The sequence below is a fragment of the Desertibacillus haloalkaliphilus genome (assembly GCF_019039105.1).
Taxonomy (GTDB): Bacteria; Bacillota; Bacilli; order Bacillales; family KJ1-10-99; genus Desertibacillus; species Desertibacillus haloalkaliphilus.
This window is the reverse complement of record NZ_JAHPIV010000129.1, coordinates 1-439: the sequence shown is the minus strand read 5'-3', so window position 1 is coordinate 439 and position 439 is coordinate 1. Positions and strand designations below refer to the sequence as shown.

The following is a 439-nucleotide window of genomic DNA, read 5'->3' as shown; positions in this document are numbered from 1 at the left end:
GGCGTGTACGTCGAGGTCTTCGAAGTTCATCGTGAAGGCGGGCCACGCCATCTCGGCCATGAGATGGGCATAGAGATTTCGCCAGGGTTCACGGGCCGCCTGCGCACCGCCCGGCATCGCGACCGGCTTGAAGGTTCCGAGACGTTGATAATTGCGGTAGTCGGCGAGCAGGAATTCGCCGCCCCATAGCGGGGCGTCGCCACCCCATCCCAACCCATCGAGCCCGATGCCGAGCACCGCCGGCCCGTCGAGCGGATGACCGTTCTCGGCGAGGCAAGCCGCGACGTGGGCGTGGTGATGCTGCACTTCCAGCAAAGGCAGCCCATCGGTAGCTGCACGCTCGCGCGCGAGTTTCGAGGACAGATATTCCGGATGCAGATCGCCGGCCAAGGCTGTGGCCGCATGGTCGAACAGCTTTTGATACAGTGCGAGATTGTTC

1 protein-coding gene is annotated in these 439 nt (G+C 63.8%); it reads right to left on the bottom strand.

Annotated features, from left to right (window positions below; translation table 11 throughout):
* Positions 1–439: Kae1-like domain-containing protein (locus KH400_RS21185; protein ID WP_438821138.1), on the bottom strand; the 439-nt coding region annotated here is incomplete at both ends.